This is a genomic window from Clostridium sp. BJN0013 (genome assembly GCF_040939125.1).
Classification (GTDB): Bacteria; Bacillota; Clostridia; order Clostridiales; family Clostridiaceae; genus Clostridium_B.
Genome location: NZ_CP162495.1, coordinates 1,226,863 through 1,243,572, shown reverse-complemented (window position 1 = coordinate 1,243,572; position 16,710 = coordinate 1,226,863). Strand labels below are relative to the sequence as shown.

At 35.2% G+C, this 16,710-nt stretch carries 14 protein-coding genes and 1 pseudogene; 6 read left to right on the top strand and 9 right to left on the bottom strand.

What is annotated here, in order from left to right:
• Positions 1-245: 245 nt before the first annotated feature.
• Positions 246-1,319, bottom strand: a complete 1,074-nt coding sequence (locus AB3K27_RS06455) for a glycosyltransferase (RefSeq protein ID WP_368490415.1) — start codon at positions 1,317-1,319, stop codon at positions 246-248.
• 655 nt (positions 1,320-1,974) lie between these two features.
• Between AB3K27_RS06455 and AB3K27_RS06450 the strand changes: the two genes are divergently transcribed.
• Positions 1,975-3,411, top strand: coding sequence for a DUF4573 domain-containing protein (locus AB3K27_RS06450; RefSeq protein ID WP_368491191.1), 1,437 nt, complete (start codon positions 1,975-1,977; stop codon positions 3,409-3,411).
• Between the two features lie 35 nt (positions 3,412-3,446).
• Here AB3K27_RS06450 and AB3K27_RS06445 read toward each other — a convergent pair.
• Positions 3,447-3,881, bottom strand: a pseudogene (locus tag AB3K27_RS06445) (DNRLRE domain-containing protein); the annotation flags it as partial.
• 451 nt (positions 3,882-4,332) lie between these two features.
• Here AB3K27_RS06445 and AB3K27_RS06440 point away from each other — a divergent pair.
• The 3 genes from AB3K27_RS06440 to AB3K27_RS06430 all read left to right on the top strand — a co-directional run bounded on the left by AB3K27_RS06440 (position 4,333) and on the right by AB3K27_RS06430 (position 5,990).
• Positions 4,333-4,794 (top strand): PPC domain-containing DNA-binding protein, encoded by a 462-nt coding sequence (locus AB3K27_RS06440; protein ID WP_368490414.1) that lies wholly within the window; start codon positions 4,333-4,335, stop codon positions 4,792-4,794.
• A 74-nt stretch (positions 4,795-4,868) separates the two neighbouring features.
• Positions 4,869-5,237, top strand: coding sequence for a metal-dependent transcriptional regulator (locus tag AB3K27_RS06435; RefSeq protein ID WP_368490413.1), 369 nt, complete (start codon positions 4,869-4,871; stop codon positions 5,235-5,237).
• 252 nt (positions 5,238-5,489) lie between these two features.
• Positions 5,490-5,990 carry an amidase domain-containing protein gene (locus tag AB3K27_RS06430; protein ID WP_368490412.1) on the top strand — a complete coding sequence of 167 codons (501 nt, stop codon included), beginning with the start codon at positions 5,490-5,492 and terminating at the stop codon, positions 5,988-5,990.
• Between the two features lie 19 nt (positions 5,991-6,009).
• Here AB3K27_RS06430 and AB3K27_RS06425 read toward each other — a convergent pair whose 3' ends face one another.
• Together AB3K27_RS06425 and AB3K27_RS06420 are read right to left on the bottom strand one after the other, a co-directional pair.
• On the bottom strand, positions 6,010-6,789 hold the full coding sequence (locus AB3K27_RS06425; RefSeq protein WP_368490411.1) for a class I SAM-dependent methyltransferase: 780 nt from the start codon (positions 6,787-6,789) through the stop codon (positions 6,010-6,012).
• A gap of 29 nt (positions 6,790-6,818) precedes the next feature.
• Positions 6,819-7,139 carry a heavy metal-binding domain-containing protein gene (locus AB3K27_RS06420; protein WP_368491190.1) on the bottom strand — a complete coding sequence of 107 codons (321 nt, stop codon included), beginning with the start codon at positions 7,137-7,139 and terminating at the stop codon, positions 6,819-6,821.
• A gap of 201 nt (positions 7,140-7,340) precedes the next feature.
• Here AB3K27_RS06420 and msrB point away from each other — a divergent pair, with 201 nt between their 5' ends.
• On the top strand, positions 7,341-7,787 hold the full coding sequence (gene msrB, locus AB3K27_RS06415) for a peptide-methionine (R)-S-oxide reductase MsrB (protein ID WP_368490410.1): 447 nt from the start codon (positions 7,341-7,343) through the stop codon (positions 7,785-7,787).
• Between the two features lie 149 nt (positions 7,788-7,936).
• Here msrB and AB3K27_RS06410 read toward each other — a convergent pair whose 3' ends face one another.
• The 3 genes from AB3K27_RS06410 to AB3K27_RS06400 form a co-directional block, all read right to left on the bottom strand.
• Entirely contained in the window at positions 7,937-8,683 is a 747-nt protein-coding gene (locus tag AB3K27_RS06410) for a MerR family transcriptional regulator (protein ID WP_368490409.1), read from the bottom strand.
• 390 nt (positions 8,684-9,073) lie between these two features.
• Positions 9,074-10,195: a transposase gene (locus tag AB3K27_RS06405; protein ID WP_368488027.1), complete on the bottom strand. Its 1,122-nt coding sequence runs from the start codon at positions 10,193-10,195 to the stop codon at positions 9,074-9,076.
• A gap of 253 nt (positions 10,196-10,448) precedes the next feature.
• A complete protein-coding gene (locus AB3K27_RS06400) occupies positions 10,449-11,123 on the bottom strand; it encodes a MarR family winged helix-turn-helix transcriptional regulator (RefSeq protein WP_368490408.1) in 675 nt (224 codons plus the stop codon).
• A gap of 280 nt (positions 11,124-11,403) precedes the next feature.
• Here AB3K27_RS06400 and hcp point away from each other — a divergent pair, with 280 nt between their 5' ends.
• Entirely contained in the window at positions 11,404-13,056 is a 1,653-nt protein-coding gene (gene hcp / locus AB3K27_RS06395; RefSeq protein ID WP_368490407.1) for a hydroxylamine reductase, read from the top strand.
• A 58-nt stretch (positions 13,057-13,114) separates the two neighbouring features.
• On the opposite strand, the gene AB3K27_RS06390 is transcribed toward hcp, so the two are convergent.
• Together AB3K27_RS06390 and AB3K27_RS06385 are read right to left on the bottom strand one after the other, a co-directional pair.
• Complete coding sequence (locus AB3K27_RS06390; RefSeq protein ID WP_368490406.1) at positions 13,115-14,863, bottom strand: ABC transporter ATP-binding protein; 1,749 nt, start codon at positions 14,861-14,863, stop codon at positions 13,115-13,117.
• Positions 14,856-16,616, bottom strand: coding sequence for an ABC transporter ATP-binding protein (locus AB3K27_RS06385; protein ID WP_368490405.1), 1,761 nt, complete (start codon positions 16,614-16,616; stop codon positions 14,856-14,858). Before AB3K27_RS06385 ends, AB3K27_RS06390 begins: the two co-directional genes overlap by 8 nt.
• Positions 16,617-16,710: the final 94 nt, after the last annotated feature.

The window sequence follows — 16,710 nt, the reverse complement described above, 5'->3', positions numbered from 1 at the left end:
AATTAAAAACAAAAACTTTACTTAAAGTATAAATAATAAAGGCTGCAGAATCTGATTCTTGACAGCCTTATTATAATATTAAAAAAATTATTTATCCGAACACGGTAATTAGCTAACACCCCTATCTTCTTCGAAGTAAGGAATAAGCACTGCTACACACATGAATAAGTTCTTCTAAAGTTCAGATGGAGAAAAGCATTCCTTATGAGCAAACTCCACCTAAACCTAAGAATAGCTTGATATTCTTATTTAAGTCCTATTTTCTGAAAATATTTCCTATTGTAAAGTATTTTTTTATCATTAGGTCTGAATTTGCCAGCAATTTCATTGTGTTCATAAGCTAATTGATGTTTACCTATTCTGTCATAACAAACACACAATTGTAGATGAGGAAGCCATGTCCAACAGGCATCACTAAAAAATCCTAAACTATCTATTGGCTTTTTTAAATTTGCAGCTGTTTCGTACCAAAATATTGCCTGATTAATCTTATTTTCCTGTAAGAAGGAAAATCCAAGCCTGCAGCATGCTTCAGCTCTTGGAGAATCATATTCAAAACTTTTAAAGGCATATTTACGACACTCCTCACCCCTATTAATTGATTGATAGTAGTCACATATCTTTCCACAAACATGGATGTTATCTTCATACCATCCTCTTTTTGAATCTAAAAAATTATTATAATATTTTAAAGCATCTTCAAACATTCTGTGTTCATATAACTCATTTCCATAATATAATATATCTCTAGGAGTAAATTCCACTCTTTCTTTTAATTTATTTTGAAAAATTTCAAGATTACGATTAGGAGAATAGTTTATTTTTTTGTGAGTTACACTGATTTCGCTGTTAATTATATTTCCACATACCTCTAAATATTCATGAACAAAACCAATCCATTTAAAATTTTTTTCTTTTTTAACTAATCTATTACGTCTATAACTTGTGGTTACATTACCATATTGATCAAAGCTTACATTATATTTCATTGTTACAGAATCTATTGAGGTATCTAAATTTTCCTTCAAAAATTTAAACTTTTCTACATCTTTAGGAAGTAGTACATCATCCGCATCTAACCAAAAAATATAATCCTTAGTTGCCTTACTAAATGCAAAATTTCTTGCAGCTGAGAAATCGTCGATCCATTCAAAATCATAAACATTATTGATATGTTTTTTTATTATATTTTTAGTATTGTCAGAAGAACCTGTATCTACTATTATAAATTCATCTATTACATCTTTTACAGAATCTAAACATCTGCCTATAGTATCTTCCTCATTTTTTACTATCATACAAAGACTAACGGTTATCATATAATCACTTCCTTAAAACTCAGTACGTTATATAATATGAAAACACAAAAAAAGTGATACAAGCTTTATACCCATCAAGTGATTCTTAGGTTCAGGTGGAGTTTGCTTACGAGAAATGCTTTTCTCCAGCTGAACCCTAGAATAACTTATCAGACGCGTAGCAGTGCTTATCTCCCACTTTAAAGAAGATTGGATTAATTAGCTAATTACCACGTTCGGATAAAAAATACTGGCTATCTAAAAAATAGCCAGTATCAATTATATTGCAATCTATCCTATGATGTTCAATGCTTTAGTGGTTGCCGTAACGCTTGTAATGTTAGTAGAACTAGTAAGTGTAATCTGAATATCATAAGTGTGAGAACCAGCTGAAGGAGTTTGAGTCCATGTCAAATTAGAAATTTCTGTGTGTTCTTCTCCAAGTGAAGTAGCAGTACCTGCATTATTAATTGTTACTGAAGCTATAGTGGTTGTATCTTCCCGTAGCTCATATAAGATTGAATAACTATAAGGAAGTATTGCAGTTACTACTATATCCAACTCTACCATGGAATCCAGTTTTATTTCTTGTCCAGTCGTAGTTATTGTCTGAGAAAGAAGTACAGTTGGGGTAGCAGTAATCGCATCAGCTGTACTATCTTCTGAAGAAGACAGTATGCCTACAGGACCTGTTGGACCCGTTGCTCCTGTTGGTCCGGTTGGGCCTGTGTCTCCTGTTGCCCCAGTTGCTCCTGTATCTCCCGTTGCTCCGGTTGGGCCTGTGTCTCCTGTTGCTCCGGTTGGTCCTGTGTCTCCTGTTGCCCCAGTTGGGCCTGTATCTCCTGTTGCTCCGGTTGGTCCAGTGTCTCCTGTTGCCCCGGTTGCTCCTGTATCTCCCGTTGCTCCAGTTGGTCCGGTCGCTCCTGTGTCTCCCGTTGCTCCGGTTGGTCCTGTGTCTCCTGTTGGTCCGGTTGGGCCTGTGTCTCCGGTTGCCCCGGTTGCTCCTGTATCTCCTGTTGCTCCGGTTGGTCCTGTGTCTCCGGTTGCCCCAGTTGGTCCTGTATCTCCTGTTGCTCCGGTTGCTCCTGTGTCTCCTGTTGCTCCGGTTGCTCCTGTATCTCCCGTTGCTCCAGTTGGTCCGGTCGCTCCTGTGTCTCCCGTTGCTCCGGTTGGGCCTGTGTCTCCTGTTGCCCCGGTTGCTCCTGTATCTCCTGTTGCTCCGGTTGGGCCTGTATCTCCTGTTGCCCCGGTTGCTCCTGTATCTCCTGTTGCTCCAGTTGGTCCTGTGTCCCCGGTTGCTCCCGTTGGTCCCGTGTCTCCTGTTACCCCGGTTGGACCTGTGTCTCCTGTTGCCCCGGTTGCTCCTGTGTCTCCTGTTGCTCCAGTTGGTCCCGTGTCTCCTGTTGCTCCCGTTGCTCCTGTATCTCCTGTTGCCCCGGTTGGGCCTGTGTCTCCCGTTGGGCCGGTTGGGTCTGTGTCTCCTGTTGCCCCAGTTACTCCTGTATCTCCTGTTGCTCCCGTTGCTCCTGTGTCTCCTGTTGCCCCGGTTGGTCCTGTATCTCCTGTTGCTCCAGTTGCCCCGGTTGCTCCTGTTGCCCCGGTTGCTCCTGTATCTCCTGTTGCTCCCGTTGCTCCTGTGTCTCCTGTTGCCCCAGTTGCTCCTGTATCTCCCGTTGCTCCGGTTGGGCCTGTGTCTCCTGTTGCTCCGGTTGGTCCTGTGTCTCCTGTTGCTCCGGTTGCTCCTGTGTCTCCTGTTGCTCCGGTTGCTCCTGTATCTCCCGTTGCTCCAGTTGGTCCGGTCGCTCCTGTGTCTCCCGTTGCTCCGGTTGGGCCTGTGTCTCCTGTTGCCCCGGTTGCTCCTGTATCTCCTGTTGCTCCGGTTGGGCCTGTGTCTCCTGTTGCCCCAGTTACTCCTGTATCTCCTGTTGCTCCCGTTGCTCCTGTGTCTCCTGTTGCCCCGGTTGGTCCTGTATCTCCTGTTGCTCCTGTATCTCCTGTTGCTCCTGTATCTCCTGTTGCTCCTGTTGGGCCTGTTGGACCCGTTGGACCCGTCGGTCCTGTAATACCAGTAGGTACTAACGTAACATATTCTACATTTAAAAATGGTCTCTGACTAGGAACTGGCCATTCTTTGGAGAAATATCCTATTATAGTGTCAATAACATTTTCTATTCCAACTAATGTGACTCCATTATTTATGATAGAGCCATCGATCCAGCCACCTACTAAATTTGTTATATCAATACTAATAAAACTGCCAACATCACTATCTGTTACATTTACAGAATCTGTTGTTGTATTCAATGCAGGTGCGTTATTCCACGTAACTGTATTTTCTGAAAAGTCACTTGCATTTGTAAATACAGTGACAGTTTGTGGTGATATCGCTAAGTCAGGTGTATCTTTTCTAAAAACAAATAATTCTAGTGAAGCTTGCAATATACTGCTTCCTGAAGGAATAACATCAGATAAATCAAATTTCAGTAAACTTCTAAATACATTATTAAGTGGAACAAATACTCCCGTGAATAAAAGACTTGAACTACCGAAATTTGTATTAGGGTTTAAGAAGTATATATACATCATCACTAGGATTAACTTGTATAACTGGCATAATTTCATCTCCTTATTCTCTTTTGATTCTTATGACAGCATTTATCCGAAGGCTACCAGTGCTAACACCCCCATCTTCTTCAAAGTGGAGGATAAGCACTGTTACGCTCCTGGATAAGTTCTTCTAAGGTTCAGATGGAGAAAAGTAATCCTTGTAGGCAAACTCCACCTGAACCTAAGAATCACTTGATAATTAGCCTATTTACAATATATGTTCTTATAATAAAATTGGTACAATTAAAGCCCAGTGAAAAATCCTTCTATAATGAATGCACACCTAAAGCCAAAATTTACATCCATTCTATAAAGTGATTCTTGGGTTCACGTGAAGTCTGCTGCAAAAAAATTGTAAAAAAACACATTAAATAATATAATTACTTTATAGAAAAAATAATTAATATATGATAAGAAAGGATAAAAAATGATATCATCAGAATTAAAAATAGGAAGAACTTTTGGAATCAGATTTGAGCATGGAAAAGATTTTATGACTGAACTTGAAGAATTCTGTAGTGTAAACAATGTAAAGCAAGGATACGTTCCCTTCTTCTCTGGAGATTTCAGTGAAATAACTATAGTTGGTACCTGTAACAAAACTGAGCATCCTGAAGCACCAATGCTGAATTCACCAGCATATTTCGAAAATGTAGAATCCTTTGGCTGCGGCACTATAGCCTATAATAAGGAAACTGGTCAAATACTTCCTCATTTCCATATAAGCATTGGAAGTAGACTTAGTTCTGCTACAGCACATACAAGCCACTTTATTGGCGGCAAAGTTCAATTTCTTATTGAAATGATACTTGTAGAAGTTCTTTTCCCTTCAATGGAAAGAATCACAGATGAAAATGTATTTAACCTTAAACTTCTGGACTTTATTTAAGATTCTATCAATAAACTATTAAAATTTATACCATAGAACTGTTAAAACTATTCTTAATAAGGAGACCAATAATAATGAATAAATTAACCTATACAATGGAAAATTATCTAGAAGCAATATATGAACTTTCAAAAGAAGAGTCAGGAGTCAGAGTATCTGATATAGCCTACCGCCTAGGCGTTACAAAAGCCAGTACTAATAGAGCAATGACTACCCTAAGCGAAAAAGGATTGATTACAAATGAAAAATACAAAGAAATATTTTTGACTGAAGCCGGAAAAAAACTGGCAGAGCAAACTTCTAAAAAGCATCATGTTATTCGTAAATTTCTTATTAAAATTTTAGATGTTGATTCAGATATTGCCGATAAGGATGCCTGTGCTATAGAACACGTTATCAGCGATGAATCTGTTCTTGCCATGCTAGAATATTTTAAAAAGTAAAATATACATTTCTCTATTTTTATCCGAACACTGCAATTAGCTAACATCCCATATTCTTCAAAGTAGGGGATGAACACTGTTCGTTCCTTTATAAGTTCTTCTAAATTTCAGATGGAGAGAAAACTTCACCTAAACCCTAGAAGAACTTGATAAAAAACTTAGAGTGATAAATACAATTTACTGTTAAATACGAAGTAATTTTCTACTACATATTCACATAAATTATAAAGTAAACAATTTTGTGGAGCAATTATGAATTATAGAAATAATTTATCTTACTCTAGGATAGAAGCTGTAAATTATGCTGTAAACTATGCTAAATCACCAAATCCTGCTTATAAATATTTCCTTGTACAAGGTGATAATGGAGGTGACTGTACAAATTTTATATCCCAATGTCTTAAAGCCGGTGGAGCTCCAATGGTGTCTTCACATAAAAATCAATGGTGGTACAGCGGCCTCAAGTGGTCGGTCTCATGGACTGTAGCCGGTTCACTTTACTGGTATTTGAAAATCAATGCTGATGAACAATTATATGGTGCCAAAGGTACAGAAGTTGATTCTGTATCAATGCTTGATGTTGGCGATATAATCTTTTATAAAAATAAAAGAGGTAAAATTCAACACTCGGCAATTATAACTTCATTTGACAAAGATTATCCCTTAATATCGCAACATACTCCAAACCATTTAAACATACCCTATAAAAAAGACTGGGCTATTAAGATGCATTTTCTAAAAATATCCTTATAGTAACTTCTTCTTTTAAAAACTAGTTACAGCAAATACCGTTCGCTTGAATTTTCTTTTTCAGAATTTCTACTCTATATGTAGTTATATAATTCTCACTATAAGGATAATACTCTTTAACTCTTTGGGATAAATTATCTAAAATTCCAAATATTTTATCCCTATTTTTTTGTTCTGTTTTCATACGCTCAAACCATTGAGGTAATTCATACGAAACTTTATGAAAATTCAACTGTCCTCCTTCTAAAGGAAGTTCTCTTAGTAATTTAGTCCATAAACATGGTGAATATGAAAATACATGAGAACTATCCCTCAATAGTTCAATCTCATTAAACATCTTTTCGGACTCATATCCATCAACTACAGAACAATCTAAAATATATAATTTCCCTCCTATTTTTAGAACTCTACACATTTCTTTAAGGGCTGTTTTAATATTTGAAAAGTGGTGGGCAGCTAATCTACAGACAACAATATGAAATGTGTTGTCTGGAATTTTCATATTATGAACATCTTCAATACGAAATTCTATATTGGTAATTCCATTTTCATATGACTGTTCTTTTGCTTCATGTAACATTTCACGTGTAATGTCAATCGCTTCAACTTGTTGAGTGTATTGTGCAAGTTTTATAGCTGTATGACCCGTACCAGTTGCCACATCTAAAACCCTATCTTCAGGTTGTGGATCCAATAATTTTATCATTCTATCAAGATCCCGTGCATTATTATGGACTGAACTATACCTATAATTAGAAGCATTTTTCCCAAAATTTTGTTGTACTCTGCTTTGATTTTCCACCTACAATCCCCCTTGAATTAAATCTATTTTTACTCAACTACTACTGCTGTTCCTGAAGCAGTTACCATGAGCATATTTCCTCCCTGTCCTAATACCTCATAATCAATATCTATCCCAATAACAGCATTTGCTCCAACAGCATACGCCCTATTTTTCAATTCTTCTAACGCTTCTTCTCTAGCCTGTATAAGTTCTCCTTCATAAGATTTTGAACGTCCTCCAAAAAAGTTAGTAAATCCTGCTGCAATATCTTTAATAGCATCTACACCAGAAATTACTTCTCCAAAAATAATTCCTTTATATTCTAAAACTTTCTTTCCCTCTATACAATTTGTAGTTGTTATAATCATCATTATGCCTCCTTCTTTAAATTTTAAAATACAAAATTTTAAAAAGTTTATTATTAAATAAATCGATTAATTTTTTATACACTTTAAATAATATCAGATAATTCTAATATAGAGAAATAATTTAATATTTTAGTACACTTCCATTACGGTTATAATAAACATATATTGATATTTTACAATAAATTAAAAGGATGTGTTCTTATGTCAAATACTTATAATAAAGAATTCCTAAAGAAAAAGCTTTCTTCTATACAATATAAGGTAACTCAGGAAAATGAAACTGAACCCCCTTTTGAAAATGAATATTGGAACTTTAATGGAGAAGGTATATATGTGGACATCTGTAGTGGAGAAGCCTTATTTACCTCTCTGGATAAATTTGACTCTGGCTGCGGTTGGCCTAGTTTTTCAAAACCATTAGTTCCTGAAAATATAAATGAATCCAAAGACAATTCCCATGGAATGATTAGAACAGAAGTAAGAAGTAAAAAGGGAAATTCTCACTTAGGCCATGTCTTTAATGACGGTCCAAAGGAATTGGGAGGACTCAGATACTGTATAAATAGTGCTTCCATAAAATTTATACCTTTAGATGATTTAGATAGAAAAGGGTACGGTGAGTATAAAAGATTATTTTTAAATAAGTAAAATCAAAGCTTATAACAAAGATTTTATAGTTATCCTAATAATAATTTTAATTATCCCCATTATTTATTCTTATTATTCTCTACAGAAAAATACATCCAAATATGAACTAAGTATAGGTGATAAATTTATCACCTATACTTCACTATAACTCAATTTAACTCTGCATACATTTCAGCTATTGTATAAAGATAATAACTAAGTCCAATTTGCTGCTTTTCAAGAACAACTCTGTGAAAATCATCTTCTAGAAAAAATCTGGCCTGCTTAACAAATAATTTTGAATTTATATTCATACTATGATTGTTTAAAAATTCAATATGATCTTTTAATATCTTTTGAAGTCTTTTATCACTTGCTTTCCATCCACTCTTTAGAGCAGTTGCCACATATTCTATGAATCTTTGTGCTTCTTTTGCAGATTCATTCATATTTTCTAAATTTTCATATTTTATTTTAGGAATTTGATATCCATAGTTATCTTTAATATAGTTATTATGCTCTAAGAGTGCATTTTCCCATTCATCTACATTAAGTCCTTTAAACATTTCTTCTTTATTCATTGTTTCTCCTTTCTTTACTAGATTAATAGAATTGTCGATAGTCTCCAATAAAGCATCCAATCTCTGCCTGCGCGCAAAAAGCAGTTTTTGCTGTTTAATTAAACACATTATACGACTTGGTTCATTCTCAAGTGTTTTCTTAATATCTTTTAGGGAAAAATCAAGTTCTCTATAAAATAATATTTGCTGAAGACGTTCAAGTTCTTTTTCTCCATAAAGACGATATCCTGCATCACTTATTTTACACGGCTTCAGCAATCCTATTTTATGATAATAATATAAGGTTTTTATTGTAACTCCTGTAAGTTCTGAAATTTCCTTAACCTTGTATAACATAATTTTTCACCTCATATATAATCATACGCCCTTACCAAAGGTCAGAGTCAATACTTTTCATATTTTTATAAACAAAAATTATATTTATAATTTAAACCTATTTTTCCAGGAAGCATTAAATCAACAATTATTACATAATACATTTCCTCCATGACCATATCAATTCCTTTATTTCCATCTTGAACAATTTCTACACTATATCCATTTAACTCTCTGACCTACGGACAGTAAATTTATATAAAATTCCATTAAAGTATAATGATTGATGTTGATGTTTATACTCAAGGATTTAATCATATTCCTAATTGATTATTATTGAATAAATTGATTAAAATGTAAGTATAAATTTATACTTATAACAGTGTTTTATGTCAATGTAAATAAAAGGAACTAATATTCATATAATGTAAAAGCAATTTTTAAATAATAGGTATTTCTTAAAGAATAATAACATCTTTTGAACCATTTAACTCCAGCCCTAAATAAGCTGTAGATTCTTACCTGTTTGTCTCTCAATGTTTTTGTAGCCCCAATAAGTTTATTTTTCTTATCTTTTGTACAAGATGTTCCAAGGGTTATCATCCAGCAGTAAGCTATACAAATGCATAAATATAAGGTTCTTGCATACTGGATATTATGTGTCCAGGTACCTTCTAAATTGAACCCACCAGATTTAAAATCTTTAAACATTTCTTCTATATCAAATCTTTTTTTATATTCTCTAATTGAAAAGGTCTGTTCTAAATTATTTGCTATGAACCAGGTATCATCAGAACTTTCTGCCCTGCAGACTGCCAGATTGCATATATATTTTTTAGATGTTAATTTTACATTGTAAAAGTGTCTTGTCTTTCCCTTTAAAGGTATTATATTTCCCAGCTTTTTTATATTTGGTTTACCGCATATTGATATTTTTAAATTTTTTGTACACCTGATACAATACTTGAATTTTAAAGTCTTATCTATAAACTTAAACAAATCGACACTTTTAAATCCCCTGTCTGCTAAAATTGTAACATCAAAATTATAGGGAACTACTATTTTATGTATAAAATTAAGTCCTTGTTTAATATACTTGAAATCTTTACTTCCCTCATCTTTATATAAGAACATCTTATACCACAGGGGAACTGCCCTTCTTCCCACTTTTAAAGAAAACTGTAATATAACAAATTTATCTATAATAGTTGTGTGATCAAAAATTATATATATTTTCTTTGAATGACTTTTATACTTTTGTAGTAACCTATATGCGAAGAATTCATATATTTTCTCACAATTAATAGCCTTGTTAGTTAAAAATCTTCTCAATCTTTTAATTTTACTTTCTTCTGTACCTGAAGAATAGGAATCCTTCAGCTCTTGAGATATTTTGGATAATATAACTGACTGTGAAACTATTATTCCTACAACTATAGCTATTAAGTTATTTAAACGGTATGATGATAAAATTATCATTTTTTCTAGTATTTTTTTTAATTCTGTAGTAATATATTCTTGATCATTGATCATAATAAGCCACCTTTTCTAGTAAAATTGTGCTGCAAATCAATTTTATACTATGAATTGGTGCTTTTTATTATTTTCAGAATATTTCTATACAAATTTTAATTCCCATTTATATGGTTATTAGCTGTCCGTAGGTTAGATTTAACTCTAAATAGTCTCTTTCCATTTCAGCTATATTTTAAACAAAGGTGCCGCCCTTTGGCTTTTAGATATGCGGCACCAACACTATGATATTAAAATTTCTTACATCTATTTATTATTTATCCTCCGGCTTTTTATCCCTTTGTCCACCAAAGTGAAAACCGTTCTGCCAGTTGCCATGCGGATCGTGGTCATTTGGCTTGGGCGGCTCATGTGCCGATTTTCTGGACCACATATCATGGAATCTTGAGCCGAAAAATCCGCCGCGCATGGATCTGAGCCGTTCAATTTGCTCATGTCCCATACGGGAACGAGCAGCACACATCCACTCATCCCACTCGTCATCGTTCACTTCAACACCAAGTTGAGACTCCAGCACAGTGATTATCCTGTCCAGATATTTACCGAATGCCGCCTGTTCCTCTTCACTGAGGCAGCTAAAAATACTTTCGGAATTGAGACCTGATTCCTGGTGCTCATTTTTACCCTTCTCAGTCAGCGTCACCAGCATGATACGCTTATCCTCCTCAGATGGGACACGGACAACGTAGCCCTTCTTCTCCAGCTTGTTTAGCAGCTCATTAAGTGATTGCTGCCGAATACCCAACAGATAGGAAAGGTCTTTGGTACTAATTCTCTCCTGTAGCTTGAGTATAGCTAAAACTCTGCCCTGCCCGCGCGTTGGATCGGCCATTGGGCCGTATTGCGCATGGCTCAACAAATGGTGACGCTGCAAAAGCCACTGGAGTTTTGACATTTTTTCATAGAGTTCGTTAAAATTATTTTCCATCTAGTAAATCCTCCTTAATTAATTTATAACAGGTACCTTTAGCATTATTATACTGGTACCTGTTATAAATGTCAAGATATTTTTTACAGGTGCCTGTAAAAAATTATATGGCAAAATGCCAAACTACTTCAATAAATCCATTATTTGTTTTTGACCTTTTGACAATATAAAAACAATGACATCACTAGAATAAACTAATAATGAATACCTATAGAATAATTATTGTCAAAAATATAATAATAACTATATGGAATAATTATTTACAGGAGGCGATATTAAAATGGGAAATTCTATGTTTTGCTATCAATGTGAACAAACCTTTGGTGGAAAAGGATGTACAAAAAGTGGAGTTTGTGGTAAAACCCCGGAAATTGCAAATCTACAGGATTTATTGATATATCAATTGAAAGGTATATCCTGTTATGCTAAAACACTAATTGACAGAGGAGAAACTATAGATAAAAATATAGTAACATTTTTGGAGAATTCTTTATTTACTACTCTTACAAATGTAAACTTTGATTCAAACTCTCATGTAAAATTATTAAAAGAATCACAGAAAATAAAAGAATCATTGAGAAATAAATCTCCAGAAGGAAAATATCCAGATGCAGCTACATATAATTTAAGTGATACAAAAGAAGATATGTTAAAAGATTCAGTTAAAGCTGGAATTATGTACGACGAAAATCTGGATGCTGATATCAGATCCCTACGCTCTACCATATTGTATGGATTAAAAGGTATAAGTGCCTATGGACATCAAGCGAGATTTATAGGATACAATAGTGAGCAGATAGATCAATTCTACTTTTTAGCATTAGAAGCCACCACCAACGATAATTTAACTCTGCAGGACATGATCCGCATGACAATGAGAACGGGTGATATGAGCATAGAGGTTATGAAGACATTGGATAAGGCCAATACATCCAGATATAAAGATCCATCTGTCCACAAAGTTAATGTAAATATTAAAAAAGGACCCTTTATAATTGTATCAGGCCATGATTTAAGAGATTTGGAAATGCTTCTCCAGCAGACAGAAGGCACAGGAATCAATATTTATACCCATGGGGAGATGCTGCCTGCACATGGATATCCAGAGCTAAAAAAATATAAACATCTGGTAGGCAACTATGGTTCAGCCTGGCAAAACCAACAGAAAGAATTTGACGGAATACCTGGATGTATTTTAATGACTACTAATTGTTTAATGAGACCAAGAGAAACATATAAAGACAGAATATTTGCCACCAGTGTTGTTGGATGGGATGGAGTTCAGCACATAGATGTAAATGAAGATGGAACAAAAGATTTTAGTATAATAATAAATAAGGCTTTAGAACTTGGAGGATTTAAAGAAGATGAAAAAACAAAAGAGATTTTAGTAGGATTTGGTCATAAGGAAACCCTATCTCATGCAAATGAAATAGTAAACGCCGTAAAAAAAGGCAGTATAAGACATTTCTTTTTAATAGGCGGTTGTGATGGGGCAAGACCTGGCAGAAACTACTATACCAGCTTTGCACAGATGGTACCTAATGACTGTATAATACTTACTTTAGCCTGTGGAAAATATAGATTTAATAAATTGGATTTTGGAACAATTGAGGGCCTTCCAAGATTACTTGATGTGGGGCAATGCAATGATGCCTATTCAGCAGTTAGAATAGCTACAGCACTGGCAGATGCTTTTGACACAGATGTAAATTCCCTTCCATTAACAATAATACTATCCTGGTATGAACAAAAAGCAGTGGCAGATTTATTGGCATTATTATCCCTTGGAATAAAAGGAATATATTTAGGACCAAGTTTGCCTGCATTTATATCCCCTAATATACTTCAATATCTAGTGGATACCTTTGATATAAGGCCAATCAGTACTCCTGAAGAGGACTTGAAAAGTTCTCTTAAACAAATTAATTAAAATTACTCTAAATATTAAAAAGAGTCTTGACCAAAAAAGACTCTTTTTAATACTAATGTCACCCCAGATTCCATCCAATGGCTTTTTTTCTTATCTGGATAAACTCCCTGTAGATGCCCTTCTCTCTTATAAGTTCTTCATGTTTTCCACTTTGTACAATATGTCCTTCACTCAACACGAAAATTTTATCTGCATTTCTCACTGTTGAAAGACGATGGGCAATCATAATAACAGTCTTGTATTTTGTAAGTTCTCGGATGGCAAGCTGAAGCTGGTTTTCATTTTCAGGATCCACACTTGAAGTGGCCTCGTCCAAAATAATTATTGGGGCATCCTTCAGTATAGCCCTTGCAATGGAAATACGCTGTTTTTCTCCTCCTGAGAGGCTGCTTCCACCCTCTCCAATTAACGTATTGTATCCTTCAGGAAGCTTTTCTATAAACTCATGGCAACTGGCCCTTTTAGCCGCTTCAACTACTTCCTCCATGGTTGCCTCCGGATATCCGAACTTTATATTGTTCAAAATGGTATCATGAAACAAATATACATTTTGAAACACCATGCTTATATTTCTCATAAGACTTTCACATGTATATTCCTTCACGTCATATCCTCCAAGTAGAACTCTACCTTCATTTACATCCCAAAATCTGGCTATAAGGCTGCAGATAGTACTTTTCCCCCCTCCAGAAGGCCCTACAATAGCCACTGTTGAATTTTGCGGTATGGTAAGAGTTATGTTGTCTAGAATCTTTCTTTCATCATAGGAAAAAGATATATTTTTAAGTTCTATATTATAATTTTTAGGTTGAATGTCCCTCCCACTTTCATCCATAAGAGGTATTTCTTCTACAGCCTGAATTTTATCCATGCTGCTGTCAAGCAATCTGAGTACTCCCGATACAGTTCCAATTAGCTCAATATAGGAGTAAATCACAAAACTTGATATAACCATCATGAGAGTACTTAAAAGAGAAAGTCTGCCTCCTGAAAAAAGGTAGCAGGACATAAGAATGATAGTACATGCTGCAATCTTGAAAACATATAGGTAAAGTGCAATCAACTTGTTAAACACCTTCTCAAGGCCCATATTCCTCTTTCGGCTTTCTTCAATGGCTTCATCCACCGCCCTGTTTGATTTTTCACCAAGTCCAAAAGATTTTACAATGGATATTCCCTGTATATATTCCAACACCGCAGAAACAAGGGCACTCTGTGCTTCCTGACGTTTTGGAGCAACATCAATACTCTTTTTCTGAAGTATGGAATTTACAATCACACCTAAAATAATGGCTATAATAGATATAATACCTATGCGCCAATCAAAAAGGCTTATTACAATACTTATTATAACTGCATGAACAAATCCCACAATAATCTTATCCAAAATATCCCCTGCCTTGTTTTCAATATCCCCAATGGTAGTAGTAACTACAGAAGAAATCTCCCCAAGCCTATTGGAACTAAAATAACCCATAGGCATTCTCTTTAATCTATCCCCAATTTCAATTCTCTTGTCCGAACACATGGAAAAACATGCAATACTTCTTTTTTCATTAGCTAGGTAACCAAATAATATTTTACCGGCCAGCCCTACAGCCATTATCAAAAATGCCAAAAATACAGTTTCCATAGTAATATTTTCTCCTGTATCTCTTGCAACTATAATGCTGTTTAGAGCATACACCATGGCGAAAATAGGCACTGCCTGACAAATGGAAAATATAACATTAAGTGCAAAGGACTGTACCAACTTTCCCCTGTGCTTTCCCGAAAATATCAGAATCCTTTTTATGGTCTTAAGCATATTTTTTCCCTCCTTTTATCTCATCTCTATCTTTAGTTCCTATATGAGCCTCCCACATTTTTCTATAAAGCTTGCAATTTTCAAGCAGTTTTTCATGAGTTCCCTGAGCTTCTATCTTGCCTTGATTTACCACAACTATATTATCTGCAGTTGTAATGGTGGAAAGCCTATGGGCTATTACAATTAAAGTTTTCCCCTTTACCATCTGAGATATGGACTCCTGTATTATGGCCTCATTTTCAGGATCCGCATAGGCAGTGGCTTCATCAAGTACAATTACAGGACTATTTTTCAATATGGCCCTCGCAATTGAAATACACTGCCTTTCCCCTCCTGAAAAATGTTTGCCTGCCTCACCTGCTTCTGTTTCATATCCATTTTGAAGACACATTATAAAATCATGACAGCTGGCTTTTTTAGCTGCTTCTATAATCTCTTCATCCGATGCACCCTCCTTTCCAATTCGGATATTTTCCTTTATGGAGGTGTTAAACAGAAAATTTTCCTGTGATACATAGGATATCACATCACTTATCTGCTTAAGTGGAATATCTCTTACATCTACATCATCTATGGTTATCCTCCCGCCTGAAGCTTCCCAGAAACTGGCGATAAGTTTTGCTATAGTTGATTTTCCTGAACCTGATGGCCCTACAATAGCTGTCATTCCACGTGGAACTGTATCAAAGGATATTCCCTTTAGAATTTCAGTATCATCATAGCTGAATGTCACATCTTGAAACTTTATTTTATAGTTCTTTAATTTTTTATATTGAGATGGACGTTTTAATTCCTCTTTATCTAATATTTGATATACCTGTCCAATAATAGTTCCCATAGAAGCTATGCTGTCAGTGTACTGCATGGCCTGTACAAGAGGTGTCAAAAGTCCAAAACACAATATTATACAAGTTATAAACACAGAAAGCGCCAAAGTTCCATTTATGTAGAAATAAAGTCCTGAAGGTATGACAAAAAGCAGTGCCTCAGGAGTAACATACATGACAGCTGTATACAAAAACAGTGTGTTTTTGAAAAAAGCCGTCACTGCGGCACAATTATTTTCTACAGAGTCGGAATACTTCTTGTAGGAAATTGAGGACTGGTTGAATGCTTTTATTGCCTCAATGCCGTTTACATATTCCACTACATTGGAATTCATCAGATTACCGGCCTGGACATATTTCTTATAATAGTACACATATTTTTTCATGATAAGCTTATACAGCAGCATTCCTATAGGTATTGTAACAAGGGATATAAGAGCCATACGCCAGTCCAGGTAAAATAGATATAAAAGCACAAATATCGGTACCAGAAGGTTTGATGTCATTTCTGGTATTACATGGGCAAGAGGTTCCTCAAGTTTTTCAACCGTATCCACCATTATTGTCTTCAATTCTCCGGATGGACTTTCCAGTACATATCCAAGAGGAACCTTTGAAAGTTTTTCAGCAAATTTTACACGAATATTTTTTAAGATTGTAAAGGCCGCACTATGGGATATAGAAGTGGAAAGTGCATTAAAGCCTACTTTCCCTGTATATCCTGCCAAAGCAGCAAGGACAACATATGAAAGCTGCCTGAAATCAGAGTTTCCATCTATAATTTTCATCGTAATGTTTGCAGCAGCAAAATAGGGTATCATGCCGCAGGCCACACCCAGTACGGCAAGAATCACCGAGGCTGTCATTTTGTTCCTGCACTGAGAAGCAAAGTACATCAATCTTCTAAAAGTGCTATCTTTTTTCATATTCAACCTCCTCATATTATTAAAAAATAGGGATATAATTCAATATAGTTAGCCTTGTCTAACTATATTGAATTATATCCCTATGCCCCTTATT

What these genes read in the sequence shown, in the direction of transcription:
- AB3K27_RS06410 (WP_368490409.1), bottom strand. Translation starts at nt 8,683, where the DNA reads ATGTTATACAAGGTTAAGGAAATTTCAGAACTTACAGGAGTTACAATA.
- AB3K27_RS06455 (WP_368490415.1), bottom strand. Translation starts at nt 1,319, where the DNA reads ATGATAACCGTTAGTCTTTGTATGATAGTAAAAAATGAGGAAGATACT.
- AB3K27_RS06420 (WP_368491190.1), bottom strand. Translation starts at nt 7,139, where the DNA reads ATGATTATAACAACTACAAATTGTATAGAGGGAAAGAAAGTTTTAGAA.
- msrB (WP_368490410.1), top strand. Translation starts at nt 7,341, where the DNA reads ATGTCAAATACTTATAATAAAGAATTCCTAAAGAAAAAGCTTTCTTCT.
- AB3K27_RS06400 (WP_368490408.1), bottom strand. Translation starts at nt 11,123, where the DNA reads ATGGAAAATAATTTTAACGAACTCTATGAAAAAATGTCAAAACTCCAG.
- AB3K27_RS06440 (WP_368490414.1), top strand. Translation starts at nt 4,333, where the DNA reads ATGATATCATCAGAATTAAAAATAGGAAGAACTTTTGGAATCAGATTT.
- AB3K27_RS06405 (WP_368488027.1), bottom strand. Translation starts at nt 10,195, where the DNA reads ATGATCAATGATCAAGAATATATTACTACAGAATTAAAAAAAATACTA.
- AB3K27_RS06390 (WP_368490406.1), bottom strand. Translation starts at nt 14,863, where the DNA reads ATGCTTAAGACCATAAAAAGGATTCTGATATTTTCGGGAAAGCACAGG.
- AB3K27_RS06450 (WP_368491191.1), top strand. Translation starts at nt 1,975, where the DNA reads ATGCCTACAGGACCTGTTGGACCCGTTGCTCCTGTTGGTCCGGTTGGG.
- hcp (WP_368490407.1), top strand. Translation starts at nt 11,404, where the DNA reads ATGGGAAATTCTATGTTTTGCTATCAATGTGAACAAACCTTTGGTGGA.
- AB3K27_RS06430 (WP_368490412.1), top strand. Translation starts at nt 5,490, where the DNA reads ATGAATTATAGAAATAATTTATCTTACTCTAGGATAGAAGCTGTAAAT.
- AB3K27_RS06385 (WP_368490405.1), bottom strand. Translation starts at nt 16,616, where the DNA reads ATGAAAAAAGATAGCACTTTTAGAAGATTGATGTACTTTGCTTCTCAG.
- AB3K27_RS06435 (WP_368490413.1), top strand. Translation starts at nt 4,869, where the DNA reads ATGAATAAATTAACCTATACAATGGAAAATTATCTAGAAGCAATATAT.